At 70.1% G+C, this 20,212-nt stretch carries 17 protein-coding genes; all 17 read right to left on the bottom strand.

The window, feature by feature from the left end:
- Nucleotides 1–16 precede the first annotated feature (16 nt).
- Nucleotides 17–1,129, bottom strand: coding sequence for an aliphatic sulfonate ABC transporter substrate-binding protein (locus ACFWP5_RS07290; protein WP_384151619.1), 1,113 nt, complete (start codon nt 1,127–1,129; stop codon nt 17–19).
- Between the two features lie 236 nt (nt 1,130–1,365).
- Nucleotides 1,366–2,700, bottom strand: coding sequence for a sulfate adenylyltransferase subunit 1 (locus ACFWP5_RS07285; RefSeq protein ID WP_384151617.1), 1,335 nt, complete (start codon nt 2,698–2,700; stop codon nt 1,366–1,368).
- A gap of 2 nt (nt 2,701–2,702) precedes the next feature.
- Nucleotides 2,703–3,641 (bottom strand): sulfate adenylyltransferase subunit CysD, encoded by a 939-nt coding sequence (gene cysD / locus ACFWP5_RS07280; protein WP_384151614.1) that lies wholly within the window; start codon nt 3,639–3,641, stop codon nt 2,703–2,705.
- Nucleotides 3,638–4,249 carry an adenylyl-sulfate kinase gene (cysC, locus tag ACFWP5_RS07275; RefSeq protein WP_384151611.1) on the bottom strand — a complete coding sequence of 204 codons (612 nt, stop codon included), beginning with the start codon at nt 4,247–4,249 and terminating at the stop codon, nt 3,638–3,640. Before cysC ends, cysD begins: the two co-directional genes overlap by 4 nt.
- Entirely contained in the window at nt 4,246–4,956 is a 711-nt protein-coding gene (locus ACFWP5_RS07270) for a phosphoadenylyl-sulfate reductase (protein WP_384151608.1), read from the bottom strand. The genes cysC and ACFWP5_RS07270 overlap by 4 nt, the downstream gene beginning before the upstream one ends.
- Nucleotides 4,953–5,132 carry a hypothetical protein gene (locus tag ACFWP5_RS07265; protein ID WP_328677244.1) on the bottom strand — a complete coding sequence of 60 codons (180 nt, stop codon included), beginning with the start codon at nt 5,130–5,132 and terminating at the stop codon, nt 4,953–4,955. Before ACFWP5_RS07265 ends, ACFWP5_RS07270 begins: the two co-directional genes overlap by 4 nt.
- Nucleotides 5,129–6,826: a nitrite/sulfite reductase gene (locus ACFWP5_RS07260; RefSeq protein ID WP_384151604.1), complete on the bottom strand. Its 1,698-nt coding sequence runs from the start codon at nt 6,824–6,826 to the stop codon at nt 5,129–5,131. Before ACFWP5_RS07260 ends, ACFWP5_RS07265 begins: the two co-directional genes overlap by 4 nt.
- 129 nt (nt 6,827–6,955) lie before the next feature.
- Nucleotides 6,956–7,039 (bottom strand): putative leader peptide, encoded by an 84-nt coding sequence (locus tag ACFWP5_RS07255; protein WP_309500612.1) that lies wholly within the window; start codon nt 7,037–7,039, stop codon nt 6,956–6,958.
- A 127-nt stretch (nt 7,040–7,166) separates the two neighbouring features.
- Entirely contained in the window at nt 7,167–7,739 is a 573-nt protein-coding gene (locus tag ACFWP5_RS07250; protein ID WP_384151601.1) for a GNAT family N-acetyltransferase, read from the bottom strand.
- 45 nt (nt 7,740–7,784) lie between these two features.
- Nucleotides 7,785–9,044, bottom strand: a complete 1,260-nt coding sequence (locus tag ACFWP5_RS07245; protein ID WP_384151598.1) for a hypothetical protein — start codon at nt 9,042–9,044, stop codon at nt 7,785–7,787.
- 243 nt (nt 9,045–9,287) lie between these two features.
- Nucleotides 9,288–10,577 (bottom strand): GAF domain-containing protein, encoded by a 1,290-nt coding sequence (locus ACFWP5_RS07240; RefSeq protein ID WP_384151595.1) that lies wholly within the window; start codon nt 10,575–10,577, stop codon nt 9,288–9,290.
- A gap of 206 nt (nt 10,578–10,783) precedes the next feature.
- Complete coding sequence (locus ACFWP5_RS07235; protein ID WP_384151592.1) at nt 10,784–12,418, bottom strand: acyl-CoA dehydrogenase family protein; 1,635 nt, start codon at nt 12,416–12,418, stop codon at nt 10,784–10,786.
- 92 nt (nt 12,419–12,510) lie between these two features.
- The gene (gene sbnA / locus ACFWP5_RS07230) at nt 12,511–13,497 is read right to left on the bottom strand and encodes a 2,3-diaminopropionate biosynthesis protein SbnA (RefSeq protein WP_384151589.1); all 987 of its coding nucleotides are present in this window, start codon (nt 13,495–13,497) and stop codon (nt 12,511–12,513) included.
- A 32-nt stretch (nt 13,498–13,529) separates the two neighbouring features.
- A complete protein-coding gene (sbnB, locus tag ACFWP5_RS07225; protein WP_384151586.1) occupies nt 13,530–14,558 on the bottom strand; it encodes a 2,3-diaminopropionate biosynthesis protein SbnB in 1,029 nt (342 codons plus the stop codon).
- Complete coding sequence (locus tag ACFWP5_RS07220) at nt 14,555–15,559, bottom strand: TauD/TfdA family dioxygenase (protein WP_384151583.1); 1,005 nt, start codon at nt 15,557–15,559, stop codon at nt 14,555–14,557. Before ACFWP5_RS07220 ends, sbnB begins: the two co-directional genes overlap by 4 nt.
- Before the next feature lie 55 nt (nt 15,560–15,614).
- Nucleotides 15,615–17,702, bottom strand: coding sequence for an amino acid adenylation domain-containing protein (locus tag ACFWP5_RS07215; RefSeq protein ID WP_384151580.1), 2,088 nt, complete (start codon nt 17,700–17,702; stop codon nt 15,615–15,617).
- A gap of 43 nt (nt 17,703–17,745) precedes the next feature.
- A complete protein-coding gene (locus ACFWP5_RS07210) occupies nt 17,746–20,196 on the bottom strand; it encodes a Pls/PosA family non-ribosomal peptide synthetase (RefSeq protein ID WP_384151577.1) in 2,451 nt (816 codons plus the stop codon).
- Between the last annotated feature and the right edge of the window lie 16 nt (nt 20,197–20,212).

Raw genomic sequence — 20,212 nt, 5'->3', positions numbered from 1 at the left:
CATCGGGATCCTCCGATCAGCTCGTGCCGAGGCCGGCGGCGTCGACCGAGCTGTCGCCGTCCGCCTTGAGGACCTTGTTGAGGAGCGTCAGGTCGTAGATGCCCTTCAGATCGGGCTTCTCCAGCAGACCCGCCTTCACCGCGTGCGCCGCCTCGGCGTTGAGGGTGGAGGCCAGCGGGTCGTTGGTGAACTGGATCGAACTCCACGCCGGGTCGAGGACGTTGGCGGGCAGCGCCTTGCCGGAGTCGGCCTCCAGCTGCTTGTTCGCCGCGGCCTTCGCCTGCGTCGGGTTGGCGTTGATCCACTTGTTGGCCGCGACCGAGCCCTTCAGCACGGCCTCGACGACCTTCGGGTGCGCCTTCAGGAACTTCTGCGACACGATGATGTTCGTGATCACGAACTTCTTGTCGGGCCACAGCGTCGACTCGTCGAGGATCGTCTTGCCGCCCTCGGCGACCAGCTTCGACGCGGTCGGCTCCGGCACCCAGGCGCCGTCGATCGAACCGGCCTTGAAGGCGTCCGGGGTGATCTTGTTGTCGGTGCGGACGACGGTCACGTCACCCTTGCCGCTCTGCGCGTCGACCTTCCAGCCCTGGTCGGCGATCCAGTTGAGGAACGCCACGTCCTGCGTGTTGCCCAGCTGGGGCGTCGCGATCTTCTTGCCCTTGACGTCCGCGAGCGACTTGATCTTCTTCGGGTTGACGACCAGCTTCACACCGCCCGACGCCGAACCGCCGATGATCTTCAGGCTCTTGCCGTCGGACTTGGTGTAGCCGTTGATCGCCGGGGAGGGGCCGATCCAGCCGATGTCGATGGAGTTCGAGTTGAGCGCCTCGATCTCGGACGGCCCCGCGTTGAAGGTCGCGTAGTCGGCCTTGGTGGCGCCCAATTCCTTCTGGAAGAGGCCCTGTTCACGGCCGACCAGTGCGGTCGCGTGCGTCAGGTTGCCGAAGTAGCCGATCTTCACGGAGGCGAGACCCTCGATCTTCGAGGACCCGGCGGCGACCTTCTCCTTGGAGTTGGTGCTCTTGGAGTCCGACCCGTAACCGCAGGCGGCGAGGGTGAGCAGAGGGAGCGCGGCGATCACGGCTATGCCGCGACGCAGAAGTGCTGAGCGGTTGGCAGGCACGGGAGGTGTTCCTCTCGTTGGCCCGGCTGGTCACGGTCTCTCAGGTCGTGGCCGGGAGGTCGGCAGGTTTTCGTCGTCGCTTCCGGGACGTCGGGTGGGGGGACTGGGCGCGCAGGCAGTGCGCGTACGTCAGCACGCACATCGCGCCACTCCGCCCTGCCCGCTGCCGAGGGCGCCGCTGCCGACGCGGCCGCCCTCCTTCGCGAACGTGGAGTAGAAGTCGGTTGAGTTCATGGTCAGAAGTCCCAACCGTCCTCGTCCGACGCGTCCTTGACCGGCTCCGGCGCCGCGAACGACTCGCCGACCATGCCGGCGGTGAGCGTGGTGCCGTCGGCCGGGTCGATCAGGATGAACGAACCCGTGCGCCGTGAGTCGGCGTACGAGTCGACCGGCAGCGGCTCCGCGGTGCGGATCTTCACGCGGCCGATGTCGTTGGCGACGAGCTGTCCCGGGTGCGGGTGCAGGGACAGGTCGTCGAGCGTGAGGCGGGACGGGATGTCCTTGACGATCGCCTTGACCGTGCGGGTGCCGTGCTTGAGGAGCACCCGGTGGCCCACGGTCAGCGGCAGGTCGGCGACATGGCAGACGGTCGCCTCGATGTCCTGCGTGGTCGCCGGGGCGTCCTTGCTGGGCACGATGAGGTCGCCGCGCGAGATGTCGATGTCGTCCTCCAGCAGGAGGGTCACCGACTGCGTGGTCCACGCGGTCCTGACCGGCTTGCCGAGCAGGTCGATGCCGGAGATCTTCGTGGCGGCCCCGGACGGCAGCACCGTCACGGCGTCGCCGACGCGGAACGTACCGGCCGCGATCTGACCCGCGTACCCCCGGTAGTCCGGGAGGTCGGCGCTCTGCGGCCGGATCACGTACTGCACGGGCAGCCGCGCGTGGCAGTGCGCCAGGTCGTGGCTGACCGGCACCGACTCCAGGTGCTCAAGGAAGGTCGGCCCGCCGTACCAGTCCATGTTCGCGGACGGGTCCACCACGTTGTCGCCGGCCAGCGCCGAGATCGGGATCGCGGTGATCTCCGGGACGCCCAACTCGCTGGCGTACGCGGTGAATTCCTCGGCGATCGCGGCGAACACGGTCTCCTTGTACTCGACCAGGTCCATCTTGTTGACCGCGAGCACCACGTGCGGGACACGCAGCAGCGCGGCGATCGCGGCATGGCGCCGGGTCTGCTCGACGACACCGTTGCGGGCGTCGACGAGGATCACCGTCAGCTCGGCCGTGGAGGCACCCGTCACCATGTTGCGGGTGTACTGCACGTGACCGGGCGTGTCGGCGAGGATGAACCGGCGTTTGGGCGTGGCGAAGTAGCGGTACGCCACGTCGATCGTGATGCCCTGCTCCCGCTCGGCGCGCAGGCCGTCGGTGAGCAGCGCGAGGTCGGGACCGTCCTGGCCGCGATCGGCCGACACCCTTTGTACGGCCTCCAGTTGGTCGGTGAGGACCGACTTGGAGTCGTGCAACAGCCGCCCGACCAAAGTGGACTTGCCGTCGTCGACGGAGCCCGCCGTGGCGAACCGCAGCAGCGTGGTGGCCGAGAGCTCCTCGGTCGTGATGGTGCTCATGGTTAGAAGTACCCCTCGCGCTTGCGGTCTTCCATCGCGGCCTCGGACATCTTGTCGTCGGCACGCGTCGCGCCCCGCTCGGTCAGCCGGGAGGCGGCGATCTCGGTGATGACCTGCTCCAGCGTCACCGCGTCGGAGTCGACGGCACCCGTGCACGACATGTCGCCCACGGTCCGGTACCGGACGAGCCGCTTCTCGACCGACTCGGTCTCCTTCGGCCCGCCCCACTCACCGGCGGTCAGCCACATGCCGTCGCGAGCGAACACCTCACGCTCGTGCGCGAAGTAGATCTCGGGCAGTTCGATGCCCTCGCGGGCGATGTACTGCCAGACGTCCAGCTCGGTCCAGTTGCTCAAAGGGAACACGCGGACGTGCTCGCCGGGTGCGTGCCGGCCGTTGTACAGATTCCACAGCTCGGGCCGCTGGCGTCGCGGGTCCCACTGCGAGAACTCGTCGCGAAGGCTGAACACCCGTTCCTTGGCGCGGGCCTTCTCCTCGTCCCTACGACCTCCGCCGAAGACCGCGTCGAACTTCTCGCTCTGGATCTTCTCGGTGAGCGGCACGGTCTGGAGCGGGTTGCGGGTCCCGTCGGGGCGTTCGCGCAGCACACCGCGGTCGATGTAGTCCTGTACGGAGGCCACATGGAGCCGCAGCCCATGTGTGGCGACCGCACGGTCCCGGTACTCAAGTACTTCGGGGAAGTTGTGTCCGGTGTCCACATGGAGCAGGGAGAAGGGCACCGGCGCGGGCGCGAACGCCTTCAGCGCGAGGTGCAGCATGACGATGGAGTCCTTGCCGCCGGAGAAGAGGATCACCGGCCGCTCGAACTCACCCGCCACCTCACGGAAGATGTGCACCGCCTCGGACTCGAGAGCGTCCAGGTGCGAGAGGGCGTACGGCGTGTCCGTACCCTCGTCGGCCTTGGCAACGGTCGTCGTCATGCCAGTCCCCTCTCGGTGAGCAGCGCGTGGAGTGCCGCCGCCGACTCCTGCACGGTCTGGTGCTGCGACTCGATCCGCAGGTCGGGCGACTCGGGCTCCTCGTACGGGTCGTCGACCCCGGTGAGCCCGGTCAGTTCACCGGCGGCCTGCTTGGCGTAGAGACCCTTCACATCGCGTACGGAGCACACGTCGACCGGGGTCGCCACATGCACCTCGATGTAGGCGGCGCCGCTCTCCTGGTGCCGCTTGCGGACGGCCTCGCGGCTGTCGGTGTACGGCGCGATGACCGGGACGAGCGCCTTGACGCCGTTGCGGGCGAGCAGCTCGGCGAGGAAGCCGATGCGCTGCACGTTGGTGTGCCGGTCCTCGCGGCTGAAGCCGAGGCCCGCCGAGATGAACTCGCGGATCTCGTCGCCGTCGAGCACCTCGACGAGGTGGCCCTCCTCGCGCAGCCGGTCGGCCAGCTCGTACGCGATGGTGGTCTTGCCGGCACTCGGCAGTCCGGTGAGCCAGACGGTGGCTCCGGTCGTCACTTGGTTCTCCTGATCCGTAGAAAGCACATGCGTCCGTGTCGAAGGAGCCTGCGTCGATGGCGTGGCCGCGGTCATTCGTGCAGCCCGCACTCGGTCTTCCCGCGGCCCGCCCAGCGGCCGGCGCGCGCGTCCTCGCCTTCCAGGACCCGGCGGGTGCAGGGCGCACAGCCGACGGACGCGTAGCCGTCCATCAGCAACGGGTTGGTGAGGACGCCGTGTTCGGCCACATACGCGTCCACGTCGTCCTGGGTCCAGCGGGCGATGGGGGAGACCTTGACCTTCTGCCGCTTCTCGTCCCAGCCGACGACCGGGGTGTTCGCCCGGGTCGGGGACTCGTCGCGGCGCAGCCCGGTCGCCCAGGCCGCGTACTTGGTGAGGCCCTGCTCCAGGGGCTGCACCTTGCGCAGCTTGCAGCACAAGTCCGGGTCGCGGTCGTGCAGTTGAGGGCCGTACTCCGCGTCCTGCTCGGCGACGGTCTGGCGCGGGGTGAGCGTGATGACGTTGACGTCCATCACGGCCTCGACCGCGTCGCGGGTGCCGATGGTCTCCGGGAAGTGGTAGCCGGTGTCGAGGAACACCACGTCGACGCCGGGCATCGCACGGGAGGCGAGGTGGGCCACCACCGCGTCCTCCATCGAGGAGGTCACACAGAACTGCTTGCCGAAGGTCCGCACCGCCCACTGGAGGATCTCCAGCGCGGAGGCGTCCTCCAGGTCGCGGCCCGCCTGCTCGGCGAGTGCCTTCAAGTCGTCGGTGGGGCGCGCTTTCTGAGTCGTCGTCATATCTCGTCTCCCCCTGCGTCGGTCTGCCGGAGACCTCGGGCGAGGAGCCCGAGGAACTTCAGCTGAAAGGCCCGATTGCATGCCGCGCATTCCCATGCGCCATGGCCCTGCTCGTTGGGACGCAGGTCCTCGTCGCCGCAGTAGGGGCAGTAGAAGGGGGCCGCCCGCTCGCTCACGACAGTGCCTCCTCGGAGGCGCGGGTGGCCCAGACGGCGAAGCGCTCGCCGTCCTCGCGCTCCTGCTGGAACCGGGTGAGGACCCGCTCGACGTAGTCGGGCAGTTCCTCCGAAGTGACCTTCAGGCCACGGACCTTGCGGCCGAAGCCGGCCTCCAGACCGAGGGCGCCGCCGAGGTGCACCTGGAAGCCCTCGACCTGCTCACCCTGGTCGTTGAGGACCAACTGGCCCTTGAGACCGATGTCCGCGACCTGGATACGGGCGCAGGCGTTCGGGCAGCCGTTGATGTTGATGGTGATCGGCTCGTCGAACTCCGGGATGCGGCGCTCCAGTTCGTCGATGAGCGTGATGCCGCGCTGCTTGGTCTCGACGATCGCGAGCTTGCAGTACTCGATGCCGGTGCAGGCCATGGTGCCGCGCCGGAAGGGGGAGGGCTTTGCGGTGAGACCCAGTGCCTCCAGGCCCTCCACCAGGGACTCGATCCGGCTCTCCTCGACGTCGAGCACGATCATCTTCTGCTCGACCGTCGTGCGCAGCCGGCCCGAGCCGTGCGCGTGTGCCAGCTCGGCGATCTTCGTGAGCGTGGTGCCGTCGACGCGGCCGACGCGCGGGGCGAAACCGACGTAGAAGAGGCCGTCCTGCTGGCGGTGGACGCCGACGTGGTCGCGCCAGCGCTGGACCGGCTGGGCGGGGGCGGGGCCGTCGACGAGCTTGCGCTTGAGGTACTCGTCCTCCAGGATCTGGCGGAACTTCTCCTGGCCCCAGTCGGCGACGAGGAACTTCAGGCGAGCCCTCGTACGGAGGCGCCGGTAGCCGTAGTCGCGGAAGATGCCGATCACGCCGGCCCAGACGTCCGGGACCTCGTCCAGCGGGACCCAGGCACCGAGCCGGACGCCGATCTTCGGGTTGGTGGACAGACCGCCGCCGACCCACAGGTCGAAACCGGGGCCGTGCTCGGGGTGGTTCACGCCGACGAACGCGATGTCGTTGATCTCGTGTGCGACGTCGAGGAGCGGGGAGCCGGAGATCGCCGTCTTGAACTTGCGCGGCAGGTTGGAGAATTCCTTGGTGCCGATGTAGCGGCTGTGGATCTCGTCGATCGCCGAGCTGCCGTCGATGATCTCGTCCTCGGCGATGCCGGCCACCGGCGAGCCGAGGATGGTGCGGGGCGTGTCACCGCAGGCCTCGGTGGTGGAGAGACCGACCGCCTCCAGGCGGTTCCAGATCTCGGGCACGTCTTCGATGCGAATCCAGTGGTACTGCACGTTCTGCCGGTCGGTGAGGTCGGCCGTGCCGCGCGCGAACTCCTGCGAGATCTCGCCGATCACCCGCAGCTGGTCCGTGGTCAGCCGGCCGCCGTCGATCCGGACGCGCAGCATGAAGTACTTGTCGTCCAGCTCCTCCGGCTCCAGGATCGCGGTCTTGCCGCCGTCGATCCCGGGCTTGCGCTGGGTGTACAGCCCCCACCAGCGCATACGGCCGCGGAGGTCGTTCGGGTCGATCGAGTCGAACCCGCGCTTGGAGTAGATCGTCTCAATGCGTGTCCGCACATTGAGACCGTCGTCGTCCTTCTTGAACTGCTCGTTGCCGTTGAGCGGGGTGAAGTGTCCGGCGGCCCACTGACCCTCACCGCGGTGACGGCTCACCTTGCGGCGGGGCGCTGCGGCTGCAGGGTTCTCGGGGGTGGCGGCCATGTTTCTACGTCCTCCGGGACAGGCGGGTGATCGGCTCTGACCTGCGTGTACGGGCGCATGCGGACATACGCGCGCGTCTTTGCGCAGTATGAGGCAGATACGGGGAAATCCGGCGGTGCTGCGGCTCGGCTAGCCCGCCGGACAGATGGCGCTGGACATGCGGCCGAGGTCGACGTGCCGCCGACTCACCAAGGCAATTCCAGTTCCGGACATGACGGAAGCGTGTCACGGCGTTCTGGACACAGTCCAGCTTCGTCCGCCATGCGGACACCTTGGTCCCGCTATGTGAGACGAGGGTGTCATCGGTCACAAGCCGCGCACGCTGTCTTGTCGGCGCAGGTCAGGCAGGGTAGGCCCCCGGCCAGGGACCCGGCGTGGTCACCAGTGTCACTTCCTCGACCTGCGTGTCGAAGAGCTTGAAGCCCCGGCGCTGGTAGTTGTCCATCGCGTACGCCCCGTCCAGGCTGCAGGTATGCACCCACACGCGGCTGGTCGGCGCCCGCCCCGGCCAGCGGTCCGCGAGGTCCCAGGCACGGGCGGTGCCGTAGGAGAGGAGGTGGCCGCCGAGGCGGCGGCCGCGGAAGGCGGGGAGCAGCCCGAAATAGGCGATCTCGACGACGCCGTCGTCATGCGAGTCCAGTTCCAGGTACCCGGCGGGCGTGCCCCGGTCGTACACGACCCAGGTCTCCGTGCCCGGCCGGTCCAGGTACTCCTGCCACTGCGCGAACGTCCAGCCGAGCCGGTCGATCCAGAGGATGTCCCCGCCCACCGACGTGTACAGAAAGCGGCTGAACTCGGGGGAGGGCACTTCGCCGCGGACGATCCGCACGTCTCCGTCCGGCGTGATGGCCGGGAGGAGGTCGCGAGGGTCGGTCTGCTCCAGGAACCAGGTCGTCACGGGGGTGTTCGTCATGCCCGCCAGGGAATCATCCGGCCCGGGGATCTGTCGATCAGGTGATCAACCGAGCGAGCTGTCGATCGAGTTCAGCGGCAGCGCGAACAGCATCCGCCCCGACACCGACCAGACCTCGCCGGTCTCCTGCCAGTAGGAGAGGGACTCGGTCTGCGCGCTCCAGCACTGGTGCGTCTCGTCGGCGCCGCACTCGGTGGCCTTGGCGCCGTGCTCGTCCTGGCGCCACATCGAGCCGTGCGCGCTCTCCGGCCCGGTCGCGCCGCCCAGGTACCAGGCGGACCCGGTCGAGAGCACGCCCCCGGTGCCGCTGACCTTCGTCGCGTACGCCTCCTCGGGCACCGCGCGTCCCGCCGAGTCGGTGGCGAGCAGTCCCGGACGCGCGGGGTCCTTGCTGAAGGGGTAGCGCCACAGCCGCTTCGCCCCGCTGGCGACCAGACTGTCCGGCACCGAGCCGCGGTCGAGCGAGAGACCCACGGGCCGTACGGCCGCCTTGCCGCCGGTCAGCCGGTACGACCCGATCGCGGGCAGCACATACCGGTACCCGGCCGCCGACCAGCCGTCACGCACCCGGCCGACCGCGCCGGCCGTCACCGTGGTGCGCTGGATGCGGTTCATGTCGTACACGTACAGGGCGTCGCGGGTCCCGCTCGTGGTGGTGACCAGGAGTTTGTCCTGGTACCAGACCATGCCGGAGATCCTGGAGACGAGCCCTCGATAGTCACGTCCGCCGTCCGTCGGAACGGCGAGAAGGGCCCAGGTATAGGTGAGATGGGCGGAGTCGGCGGCGTTGACGAAGGCGACCCGGGCCAGGCCGCGGGTGTTCGCCGTCCAGCCGGAGAGGATCACCCGGTTCGAGCCCCACCAGCCGTCCTCGTCGGCGTCGCCCGAGGTCGTCACCGAGCGGGGCGTCCACGCCGGGTCGGCCGCGTCGCCGCTGTCCCAGCAGTACGCGCGCGTGGCCGCCGGTTCGACGGGCAGCGCCGACTTCTCGTCGGTCGTGCAGTCCGCGGCGTCGCGCAGGGTGTGGTCGGCGCTCTTCAGAACGGTGTCGACGCCCACCGGACGGCCCATCGCAGAGGAGAGCCGGTCCAACGACTGCTGCGGCTCCAGATGCTCCCGCAGCTGCAACGCGCCCAGATCGGAAGCCGAGGTGAGCGGCTTCAGCGCCCCGGGATCGGAACCGACCGTCGCCTGCGAGGCGCTGATCAGCGTCGCGGCCGCGGTGAGGCCGAGCGCGGCCCCGGTCAGCACGGCGCGCAGCGCCCTGCCCCGCCTGCGCCGGCGATGTCGCCCACGTGCACTCATAGTGTCCTCCCGAGGCGAGCCAACTGCGCCTGGTGATCCGTGCGTTGACCAGGGAGCAGGTGGGGTGGCCCGTAGAGGGATGCTACGGCAGTCATGGCCGCCTCATGGCTAAGACCCTGCAAATATGCGGAAGATGCCGCCGGACGCGCCTTTTGCGCCACCTGTCCGCGGCGTCCGGATCCGCTCCTCCGCCTCCGTCGCGGCATCCGGCAGCACCCTTCCGTCTCCGCCCCTCCGTCTCCGCTACGGCACTTGGACCGATGTCCGCCCCGTGGCCACCCCGGGTGCCGTCGACTGCGGCAGCAGCTCGCGCGGGTCGTCCGGCAACAGCACGTCGACCTCGGCGTCCTCGCGGAAGCGGTACGGCCGGTGCTCCAGGAACGCCCCGAGGTAGCGCCGTACCCGAGACATCTCGGCACGCACCGTCACCGTGCGGCCCGGGTCGCCGAACATGTCCTCGGCCAGGCCCGCGGCGCTGCGGCCGGTGCGGTGCAGGGCCAGGAGGTAGAGCAACTCGGCGTGCCGGGGGCTCAGTTCATGGGTCCAGGAGCCCGCGCTGCCGGACACCGTCACCGACCAGCGGCGCGGCAGCGCGAGGTCGAGGACGATGCGGGTGGGGGCGCCGGGCACCGGTTCGTCGGTGGCGCGGACCAACCAGCCCCCGGCCAGCGGCTCCAGAGAGCACAGCCCGAGCGACGGCAGCCAACGGCGTCCCCCGGACGGCGACTTGGGCAGCGCGATCCGCTTCACGTACGGCATTCCGGTGACCGCGGCGGTCCAGCCGTCCCGGTCCACCACCAGGGCCCGGCCGCCGATGCGGGGCAGGATCGGCGCCGCCACCGCGCGCAGCCGCTCCAGCGAGGTCATGTGCAGCTCGCGCAGCCGGGCCTCGGCGAGTTTGGCCACCGAGTCGACCCAGGCGAGGGTGGCCGGGTGCATGGTCTCCAGCGGGCCACTGACATCGACGACGCCGATCAGCCGGCCGTCCCTGGGGTCGGTGATCGGGGCGCCCGCGCAGGTGAACGCGGCCAGCGCGCGCGAGAGATGCTCGCCGGCGAAGACCTGCACGGGCCGTCGTACGACCGCCGGGGTGCCCACGCCGTTGGTGCCGATGACGTCCTCGCGCCAGTCGGTGCCGATCTCGATACCGGCCTCGTCGGCCTTGCGCAGCACCGCGGCGCTGCCCTCCCGCCAGAGCGCGCGGCCCTCGTCGTCGGCGACCAGCACGATGTGGTGGGCGGCGTCCGCGACCGACACCAGACCCTCCCGCAGCACCGGCAGGACGTGCCGCAACGGGCTTGCGCCGCGCCGCCGTTCGACCTCCTCGCGGGAGAGCAGCCCGGTCCGCAGATCGTGGTCGGGGTGGGTCCCCCCGCGTAACGCGCGCTCCCAGGACTCCTCGATCACCGGGCGCGGAACGGTGCGGGCGCGCTGTCCGGAGTGCGTGGCGTGCCGGGCGTCGCTCAACATCCGGGCCGTCCGCGCCGCGTCGACGGTGGTGCGCTGCGGCAGTCCGGCCGGCGGGTTCGCCATGGGTCCTTCTCTCCGGTCCCGTATCGACTGTTGTTCTCATAGTGCCGCTCCGCGGTGACGGAGGGAGACAGTCCGGACACAGAAGCCGCCAAGTTGCAACCCTCTGCAACCCTGGTGAACAGCCGTACGGTGTCTGAAACTTGTCCCACGCTGCGAGGGTGGTGCCGTGTCGGCGCAGCACCACCCTCGCGTTGCGTCGGCGTGGTTCAGACCGTCGGCCGGGCCCGTTCCGCGATCGACGTCAGGTCCAGGCTCGGCGGCAGGGTGCCGAAGGCGGAGCCCCAGTCACCGCCCAGCCGGGAGGCACAGAACGCGTCGGCGACCTCCGGCGGCGCGTGCTGGACGAGCAGCGCCCCTTGCAGCACCAACGCCATCCGCTCGACCACACGCCGGGCGCGGCCCTCGATGCCCTCCAGATCCGCGAACTCGGCGAGCAGGTTCTTCATCGCCCCGTCCAGCCGGTGATCGGCGCCGCGCACCCGGCCGACCTCGACCAGGAAGGCGTTCAGCGCCCGCGGTTCACGCTGCAACGCCCGCAGCACGTCGAGGGCCTGGATGTTCCCGGCGCCCTCCCAGACCGAGTTGAGCGGCGACTCCCGCACCAGGCGCGGCAGTCCGGACTCCTCGACGTATCCGTTACCGCCCAGGCACTCGGCCGCCTCGACCGCGACCGGCGAACAGCGCTTGGTCACCCAGTACTTGGCGGCCGGCACCGCCAACCGCAGGAACGCCAGCTCCTGTTCGCCACCGTCGTCATAGGCCGCCGCGAGCCGCAGTGCGAGCGTGGTGGCCGCCTCCGACTCCAGGGCGAGGTCGGCCAGCACATTGCGCATCAGCGGCTTGTCGAGGAGCTTGCCGCCGAACGCCTCGCGGTGGGCGGCGTGATGGACTGCCTGCGCGACGGCCTGCCGCATCAGACCGGCCGAGCCGAGCACACAGTCGAGCCGGGTCGCCGCGACCATCCCGATGATGGTCCGTACGCCGGCCCCCTCGTCCCCGACCCGGCGCGCCCAGGTGCCGTCGAACTCGACCTCGGCGGAGGCGTTCGACCGGTTGCCCAGCTTGTCCTTGAGCCGCTGGAGGAGGAACACGTTGCGGGTGCCGTCCGCCAGCACCCGGGGCACCAGGAAACAGGTGAGCCCGCCCGGTGCCTGCGCCAGCACGAGGAAACCGTCGGACATCGGCGCCGAGCAGAACCACTTGTGGCCGGTCAGCTCGTACGTCCCGTCCTCGGCGAGCGGTTGCGCGGCCGTCGTGTTCGCGCGGACGTCGCTGCCGCCCTGCTTCTCCGTCATGCCCATCCCGAAGACCACCCCCGCCTTGAGGTGGGCGGGCCGCAGATCACGGTCGTAGACCATGGACGTCAGCCGGGGCTCCCACTCGGCGGCGAGCGCGGGGTCGGCGCGCAGGGCGGGCACCGCCGCGTGGGTCATCGACAGCGGGCAGACGTTGCCTGCCTCGGCCTGGGTCCAGACCAGGAGTCCGGCGGCCCGGCGGACATGTCCGGCCGGGCGGTTCCAGGCGGCGGTCAGCCCGGCGGCCACGCCCTTGCCGAGCAGCCGGTGCCAGGCCGGATGGAACTCGACCTCGTCGATCCGGTGGCCGTAGCGGTCGTGGGTGCGCAGGCCCGGGGGGTTCTCGTTGGCCTGCGCACCCCACTCCTGGACCTGGGGCGAGCCGGCGGCGCGGCCCAGTGCGGACAGGTCGTCGCGGACCTCGTCCAGCAGTCCGGGCGCCGTGTGCCGTTCCACCGCCGCCGTCAGGACGCGGTCGGCGGTGAAGACGTCGTATCCGACCAGTGGGGGAGTCTGGTTCGTCACGGTGTGGGTGGTGCGTGCCATGGCTGGAACCTACCCGTGGGGACGGCGGTGGTCTGGATCTCCACCTGCGGGTGCTCTGGATCTCCACCCTGGCACAGCCGCCGTCGCGGACGTCAGGCCGAGCGGGACATGGCCGCCAGCATCGCGGTCTCGGGCGCCTCCTCCTCCAGCCAGCCGGTGCGGTAGACGGTGTCCAGATAGCGTTCGCCGAGGTCGGGGGCGATCGCCACCGCGGTTGGGCCGTGCCGTCCGTTCGGCCGCCCGTTGCGGGCGAGCCACTGTTCGGCCCCGCTGACGACCGTGCCGGTGGACCCGCCGAACAGGAAGCCCCGCGCGGCCAGCCGGCGGCAGGTCTGCACGGTGTCCGGCTCCTCGACATGGATCACGTCGTCGATGTACGACGTGTCGAGGAGGGGCGGCGCCACGCTGGTGCCCAGCCCCGGGATCATCCGGGGTCCGGCCTCCCCGCCGAAGGTGACCGAGCCGGCCGCGTCCACGGCGACGATCCGTACCCGGCGCCGCCACTGCCAGAACCAGCGCGCGCAGCCCATCAGCGTCCCGGTGGTGCCGGCGCCGACGAAGAGCACGTCCAGCTGCGGGAACCGGCGGGCGATGGCGGGTGCCGTGGTGCGGTAGTGCGCCCGCCAATTCCCTTGGTTGGTGTACTGGTTGAGCCACACGTACCGGTCGTCGGAGGCGCACAGCGCCCGGACGTACGCGATCCTGGCGCCCAGGAAACCGCCGTGCGCGTCGGGTTGGTCGACGACGTGGACCCGGCTGCCGAGCGCCTCCATCAGCTGCACCGTGGGCACGTTGCAGCGTCTGTCGGTGATGCAGAGAAACCCGTAACCGCGGCTCGCCGCGAGCACGCTCAGGGCCACCCCCAGGTTGCCGGACGACGACTCGACCAGCACCGAGCCGGGCCGCAGGATGCCGGCCCGCTCGGCGGCGTCCACCATCTCGGTGGCGGCCTTCAGTTTGACCGAGCCGGCGAAGTTGAACCCCTCGCACTTCAGATAGAGCGGCAGTTCCAGTGCTGCCCGCAGGTCGACGTAGAGGTCGTCCTCGTTGAACTCCGCGGGATCGGAAATAACAGCCATGTTTTCCCCCTAGTGGTGCGCCACGATCGCCGTCAGCCGTACCGGCGCAGCTCGTGGAAGAACCCGTCGACGACGTGGAGTTCGCCCCTACGAACCACTTCGTCATGGACGAACCTGCCGACCGCGAGGTCGAGCACCCCCAGCCCGAAGGGCGAGAACACCACCGTCCGGTCGGTCGGTACGGTCACGCGGCCTGTCAGTACGTCGTCCAGCGTGCCGTCGATGAACTCCCGCCCCCCGGTGGCCTGTTCGGCCAGATGCGGCGACGTGTCGGCCTTCAGACAGTGCTCGACGTCGTCCACGAAGTTGGCGGACGCGAGCAGGATCGCGGGGTCGAGGTCCCGCAACGACACGTGCAGGACCAGCGGATGATGCTCGAACCAGGCCGGATCGTGCACATGCGGCGTGCCGGCGATCGTCGCGAAGACCAGCAGGTCGCTGGAGCGGACGAGGACTTCGGCCTTGTCGTGCACCGTGATCCGCCCCGGCGCCCCCGACCGCTCCAGATACCCCCGGAACCCCTCCGCGCTGTCCGCGGACAGGTCGTAGACGCCCGTCTCCTCGAACTCCCAGCCGGTGGCCCGGAGATGGGTGTGGATGTAGCGGGCGATCAGCCCCGTCCCCACGAACCCGACCCGCAACGGCCGTTCACGTCCCTGGCTGAGCCGGTCGGCCGCGAGCGCCGCCGAACTGGCCGTGCGGGTCGCGCTGATCACCGAACTCTCCAGGCAGGCGTACGGATAGCCGGTGTCGGGGTCGTTGAGGATCAGTACCGCCGAGGCCCTGGGCAACCCCGACCCGGTGTTCCCCGGGAAACTAGAGATCCACTTCAGGCCGTCCACCCGCGACGGCCCGCCCAGCGACGCGGGCAGCCCGATGATCCGGGACGACGGGCGGTCCGGGAAGCGCAGGAAGAACGACGGCGGGTTCACCGACTCGCCCGCGCCGTGCAGCCGGTAGGTGGCCTCCACGAGGGCGCCGATCTCCGACTCCCGCCCGGTCAGGGCCTGTTGGACCTGTTCGCCACTGATGACCGCGAACGACGGCGTGTCGGCGCTCATGCCGCCCTCCCGCCGGCCGACGGGGCGAGGTCTTCCGGCCGCACCGGATCGCCGAGTCCGGCGAGCACCTCGCGCGGGCCCTCGAACGGCTCCCTGCCGTGCGCGGTACGGATGTTGTCCACCAGCAGCAGATCCCCGGAACGCCACGGCTCGCGCCGGACATGCCGGTCGTAGGCCTCGTTGATGGTCGCCACGATGTCGGCGTCGATCGGATCGCCGTTCCCGAAGCGGGTGTTGAAGGGCAGCGCGTCGGCGCCGTAGACGTCGACCAGGTACTCGCGCACCTCGGGCTCCATCGTCCACTCGTTCAGGAACGCGATCTGGTTGAACCAGCAGCGCCGTCCCGTGACCGGGTGGCGGCGGACGGCGGCGCGGTGCTGCAGGGTGCGCAGCGAACCGTCGCGCTGCCAGGTGAACTCGATGCCCTGGGCGCGGCAGTAGCGCTCCACGACGGCCCTGTCGTCGGTGCCGAAGGCCTCGGCGACCGACGCCCCGATCTCCTCGTGGTACGTCCGCGTCAGCAGCCAGCCCTCCCGCTCGAACCGCTCCACCAGCGGCGCGGGCAGCGAGCGCAGGACGGCCTCGGCGTCGGCGACCGGGGTCGCACCGCCCTCCGTCGGCGCCTCCAGGCAGGCGAAGAGCAGCAGCCCGGGAAACTCCAGGGCGTAGCTCAACTCGTGGTGCTGGCACATCGGTTGGTCGGTCGGCCACTTCGTGGCGGAGTACACGCCCTCCGCGTACGTACGGCGGGGTGCGAACGGCTCCCGGTCGGCCATCAGGGAGTCGGTGAGCCGCCGGAAGACGGTCTCGGCCCCGGCCGGGTCGGCGAGGCCGAGCCCGCGGACCAGGACGCAGCCGTACTCGGCGACGACGGAACGCAGCGCCGAACGGTGCCCGGCGGCCCAGCCGACCGGGTCCGAGCCGACGTCGGCGTGCAGCAGCGGTGGACTGTCCGGACTCAGGGCGACGGAGTTGAGCAGCGTCGCGGAAGAGAGCGACATCTCGGTGTTCCTTTCGGTAATGCTGTTGAGCGTTCGACCGGGGGTGCGGCTGGGCTCAGGAGGAGACCGGCGGGTCCAGCAGTCCGGCCAGGTCCGCGAGGACCGGGTGACGGGTGACGTCCTTGAGGCTGATCGCCCGGTCGAGGGCGACCGCCAGCTTCACCGCGGCCAGCGAGGTGCCGCCGCGGTCGAAGAAGTGGTCCTGGCGGCCGATCCGGTCGGCCGGAATGCCCAGCACCACCGCCCAGGCCGCCGCCAGCCGGCGCTCGGCCGGCGTATCGGGCCCGTCGCCGACCGCGTCCAGGTCACCGGCGAGCGCGGTGAGCGTCCGGCGGTCGGTCTTGCCGTTGGCGGTCAACGGCAGCGACGCCCGCCAGTGCACGACCGACGGCACCATGTACGCGGGCAGCGACTCCGCGAGCCGGGCCCGCACGACGTGCGCCCCGACGGGCTGCGAACCGGTGCAGAACGCCACCAGCTGCGTCCCGCGTACGACGACCACCGCGCCGTCCCGCACCCCGTCCACCCGCAGCAGCGCGTTCTCGATCTCGCCGATCTCGATGCGGAAGCCGCGGATCTTCACCTGGCTGTCCCGGCGCCCCAGGAACTCCAGCTTGCCGTCCGGCCGCCAGCGCCCGTGGTCACCGCTGCGGTACAGCCGCTCACCGGGCCGGTACGGGTCCTCGGTGAACGCCGCCCTCGTCCGCTCGGGATCGTTGACGTACCCCCGGCCGACGCACACACCGGAGAACACGATCTCGCCGGGCGCCCCCAGCGGCACGGGCACCAGATCCTCGTCGACGACGTACACCCGCACATTGGAGACGGGCCGGCCGAGCGGGACGCGGTCCCCGTCCGGCGCCCGGTCCATGACCTCGTGGTTGGTGTCGTCCGAAGTCTCGGTCAGGCCATAGGCGTTGACGAGCCGCACCCGGGGCCGCGCCGCGAACCAGCGCTCCACGAGCTCCTTCTTCACGGCCTCCCCGGTGACCGACACACAGCGCAGGTCCGGGAGTTCACGTGGTTGCCGCTCCAACTCGGCCAGTACGGCCTCCAGATACGACGGCACGACCTGGAGCGCGTTGACGCGCCCCGCCTCGACCGTGTCGACGAACCGCGCCACGTCCAGGATCACGTCCTGCTCCACCAGCAGCGTCCGCCCGCCCACGAGCGGCGCGCAGACCAGCTGCCACAGGGAGATGTCGAAGCACTGCGGCGCGGTCTGCGCGACCACCTGCCCGGCCCCGATCCCCAGGTCGTCGAGCTTGGCGAACACGTGGTTGAGGAAACCCGCGTGCTCGCACATGGCGCCCTTGGGCTCACCCGTGGAGCCCGACGTGAAGTAGATATAGGCGAGTTGGCCCGGTGAGACCGCGATGCCGAGGTCGCCGTCCGAGTGTCCCTCGGCATACGCCTCGTCGACGTAGAGCGTGCGGTCGGACGGGTCGCCCAGCGCGCCGTCGCTGCCGCGCTCGGTCAGCACCAGTTCGCACTCGGCGCGGTCGAGCACAATCGCCACCCGGTCGGCCGGGAAGTGCGGCTCGACGGGCAGATACACCCCGCCCGCCTTGAACACGGCGAGCACGGCGGCCATCCAGTCCAGGTTCCGCTCCAGCACCACGGCGACCACACCCTCACGGGTCAGTCCCCGGGAGAGCAGCGCCCGACTCAGCTGGTTCGCCCGGGAGTTGAGCTCCCGGTAGGTCCACCGCCGGTCGCCCTGCACGGCGGCCACCGCGTCCGGCTGCGCCGACACCCGCTCCTCGAACAGCTCGTGCACCCGCCGCTCGGGCAGCTCGCGGTGCGGGCCCGCCAACTCGTCGAGCTGGAAGCGGAGTTCGGCGTCCGACAGCAGGACCGGCCGGTCCGGCTCGGTGAGGGCCGTCAGGTGATAGCCCGCGACCCGGGCGGCGGCCTCGGCGTCCAGGACATCGGTGCGGTACCGCAGCCGCAGCGTGCGGCCGGTGACGCTCACCTGCACCGCCGGGTCCTCCTCGGCGGGTTCGCCGGACAGCGCGCCGAGGACCTTGGCGTGGGCGATTTTCAGTGCGGCGGGCTCGATCAACAGCCCGTCGGGCAGGGACACTTCGTACTCCGCCACACCGGGCACCGGAGCGAGCGTCCACCGCGGAATGATCTCCATCGTTCTCTTCCCCCCTGTTTCCTTCCCCCTACGGCATGAGCCGTCAGGGAGTCATGTGCTGTCCGGCGCGCCGTGGCGCCACCGCCGGATTCCCGCCCCACCGGGACCGCGCCGGCATCTCCTCGCCCTTCATCAGGAAGGAGTCGGCGGCGAGTTCGGCCCCGTCACCCATCGACACGCCGTAGTGAACGAGCGCACCCACCCCGAGGGTGCAGCCGGCGCCGATGGTGATCTGTTCGGACTTGAAGGTGCCGTCCTCCTGCGAGTGGGACTGCACCTTGGTGTGCGCCGACAGCGTGCAGTCGTCGCCGATCGCGGTCAGGGTGCGCTCGGTGATGTAGGCGCCGTCGTCGAAGACCCGGCGTCCGATCCGCACGCCCAGCAGCCGCCAGATCACGTTCTTGAACGGCGTGCCGTTGAACACCTGCATATAGGTGTCCGGCACCTTCCACAGCCGCTCGTGCCACCAGAAGTACGGGTCGTAGATCGAGCACAACTTGGGCTCCAGCGGCCGGAATCCGCCGACGAGACGTTCCACCAGCACGTAGTACCCGGCGGTGAAACCGAGCCCGAGCATCAGGGACGCGCCGATCAGCAGCCCCCCGCCGACGCCCTCGCCCCCGTACAGGTCGACGGCGGCGAAGCCGAACACGGTGAGCACGAACCAGTGCAGCCAGCGCACGAACAGGTACAGGCCCATCGAGCGCAGGTTGGAGCGGTTCTTCGCGGCCAGCCGGTGCTTCAGCTCGTCGCCCTCGCGCAGATGGTCGAAGCGGCTGTCGCGTTCCACCGAGCGCGGGATCTCGAAGCACGGGGAGCCCAACAGGCCCACGCCCTCACGGAGTTCGCCGTCGAGCGGCACCATCACCTTCGTGGCGAGCAGGCAGTTGTCGCCGGTGCGGCCCCCCGAGGGGTAGGCGATGTTGTTGCCCAGGAAGTTGCGCGGCCCGATCACAGCGCGCGACAGCCGGAACGACGTACTGGAGAAGTCCGCGTTGACGATCGACAGACCGTCCGCGACCATCGTGCCGCTGCCCACGGTGGCCAGATACGGCGTCTCGTGCTGCACCTCCGTACCGAAGTTGGAGCCGGTCTGCTCCACCTCGCCGAGGTCGTAGCCGATGGCCTTCAGATAGCCGACGATGTACGAGCTGTCGCCGCTCAGCCACTTGAAGAACTTCAGGTTGGTCATCCGCGCCACCGCGCGCTGCACCGAGTAGTGGAAGCCGTACAGCGGATACACCCGGTCGGGGCGCAGCAGTGGACGGAGCAGCCTCGGCAGCAGTGACACGGCGGCGAAGCCGAGCACGACGAACCCGACGAACGCCACGAGCGACAGGGCCAGCGCCTCGCCGTAGAACCGGGCGGAGTTGAGGTCCTTGGTGTTCGGATCCAGCAGGTGGTTGAGGGCCGGGACCACGGTCAGCACCATGTAGGTGCCGCCGACCGCCAGCGGGATGTAGACGAGCAGCATCTGCAGGACGGCGCCCAGGCCGTAGCCGGCGCGGCGCAGTGTCGAGCAGTCCGCGTGCGGGATCCGGACGTAGTCGACGTCCGTGGGCTGGGCCGGGGAGCCGTGCACGCGCTGCCCCGCCGGGACCTGGGCGCCGTCGTACAGCGCGGAGGAGTGGCCGAGTTGGGACCCGTCGCCCATGGTCGTGCCGATGTCGAGGACCGTCTTCTCGCCGACGTACACCTCGCTGCCGAGGGTGACCCGGCCGGTGCGGATACGGCCGGCTCGCGCCTGGTAGCAGAGGAAGAAGGTGTCCTTGCGGATGACCGTTCCGGCACCGATGGTCAGCAGGTCGGTGCAGACCGGTACGGAATGGGACAGGATCGTGACGCCCTTGCCGATCCGGGCGCCGAGGGCGCGCAGGTACAGGACGTAGACAGGGTTGCCGGCGAACAGGATCATCGGGTTGGCGTGCAGCAGGGCCTTGACGGTCCAGAACCGGACGTAGGCGAGGCCCCAGACCGGGAACTCGGTCTCTTTCCAGCGGCCCACAAGAATCCACTTGGCCACCACCGGCACCGTGCACACACCGACGAACACCGCGCCGCCGAATATCGCGGACCGCAGATAGACCTGGACCACTCCGGCACCGGAGGAAACCCATTCGTAGCCCTGCCCCGTGACCAACCCGGCGAGCACGCAATACATCGCGAAAACCAGGAACTGGAGGGCCCCGCACAGCAGATAGCGTGCCGTGCTCCCGGCCGGCGGCGCCTCCGCCTCGACCGGCGCGGCGGGCTCGGGCGTGTCGGCGAGTGCCGCCGCCAGACTGCGGATCGTCGGATATCCGTAGACGTCCCGCATCGACACCGACGGCAGATCCTCGCGTTTCCTGACCCGGGCACAGAAGTGCGCCATCACCAGCGAGTTGGCGCCCAGGTCGTCGAAGAAGTGACTGTCGAGCGGTATGACTTCCTTGCGTACGACACCGGCCAGGACCTCCGCGAGGACGGTCTCGGTGACGGTGCCGGGGTTTCCCACCACGTGGCTCCTTGGT

The organism is Streptomyces sp. NPDC058469, assembly GCF_042721125.1.
In the GTDB taxonomy this organism is placed as follows: Bacteria; Actinomycetota; Actinomycetes; order Streptomycetales; family Streptomycetaceae; genus Streptomyces.
Note: the sequence above shows the minus strand (reverse complement) of the source record. Positions and strands in the feature narration are given on the sequence as shown.

Bases quoted from the DNA above. Each gene is read 5' to 3' on its own strand.
- ACFWP5_RS07215 (WP_384151580.1), bottom strand. From the start codon at position 17,702: ATGGAGATCATTCCGCGGTGGACGCTCGCTCCGGTGCCCGGTGTGGCG.
- sbnB (WP_384151586.1), bottom strand. From the start codon at position 14,558: ATGAGCGCCGACACGCCGTCGTTCGCGGTCATCAGTGGCGAACAGGTC.
- cysD (WP_384151614.1), bottom strand. From the start codon at position 3,641: ATGACGACGACCGTTGCCAAGGCCGACGAGGGTACGGACACGCCGTAC.
- ACFWP5_RS07285 (WP_384151617.1), bottom strand. From the start codon at position 2,700: ATGAGCACCATCACGACCGAGGAGCTCTCGGCCACCACGCTGCTGCGG.
- ACFWP5_RS07220 (WP_384151583.1), bottom strand. From the start codon at position 15,559: ATGTCGCTCTCTTCCGCGACGCTGCTCAACTCCGTCGCCCTGAGTCCG.
- ACFWP5_RS07270 (WP_384151608.1), bottom strand. From the start codon at position 4,956: ATGACGACGACTCAGAAAGCGCGCCCCACCGACGACTTGAAGGCACTC.
- ACFWP5_RS07245 (WP_384151598.1), bottom strand. From the start codon at position 9,044: ATGAGTGCACGTGGGCGACATCGCCGGCGCAGGCGGGGCAGGGCGCTG.
- ACFWP5_RS07255 (WP_309500612.1), bottom strand. From the start codon at position 7,039: ATGTCCGGAACTGGAATTGCCTTGGTGAGTCGGCGGCACGTCGACCTC.
- cysC (WP_384151611.1), bottom strand. From the start codon at position 4,249: ATGACCGCGGCCACGCCATCGACGCAGGCTCCTTCGACACGGACGCAT.
- sbnA (WP_384151589.1), bottom strand. From the start codon at position 13,497: ATGGCTGTTATTTCCGATCCCGCGGAGTTCAACGAGGACGACCTCTAC.
- ACFWP5_RS07240 (WP_384151595.1), bottom strand. From the start codon at position 10,577: ATGGCGAACCCGCCGGCCGGACTGCCGCAGCGCACCACCGTCGACGCG.
- ACFWP5_RS07235 (WP_384151592.1), bottom strand. From the start codon at position 12,418: ATGGCACGCACCACCCACACCGTGACGAACCAGACTCCCCCACTGGTC.
- ACFWP5_RS07260 (WP_384151604.1), bottom strand. From the start codon at position 6,826: ATGGCCGCCACCCCCGAGAACCCTGCAGCCGCAGCGCCCCGCCGCAAG.
- ACFWP5_RS07250 (WP_384151601.1), bottom strand. From the start codon at position 7,739: ATGACGAACACCCCCGTGACGACCTGGTTCCTGGAGCAGACCGACCCT.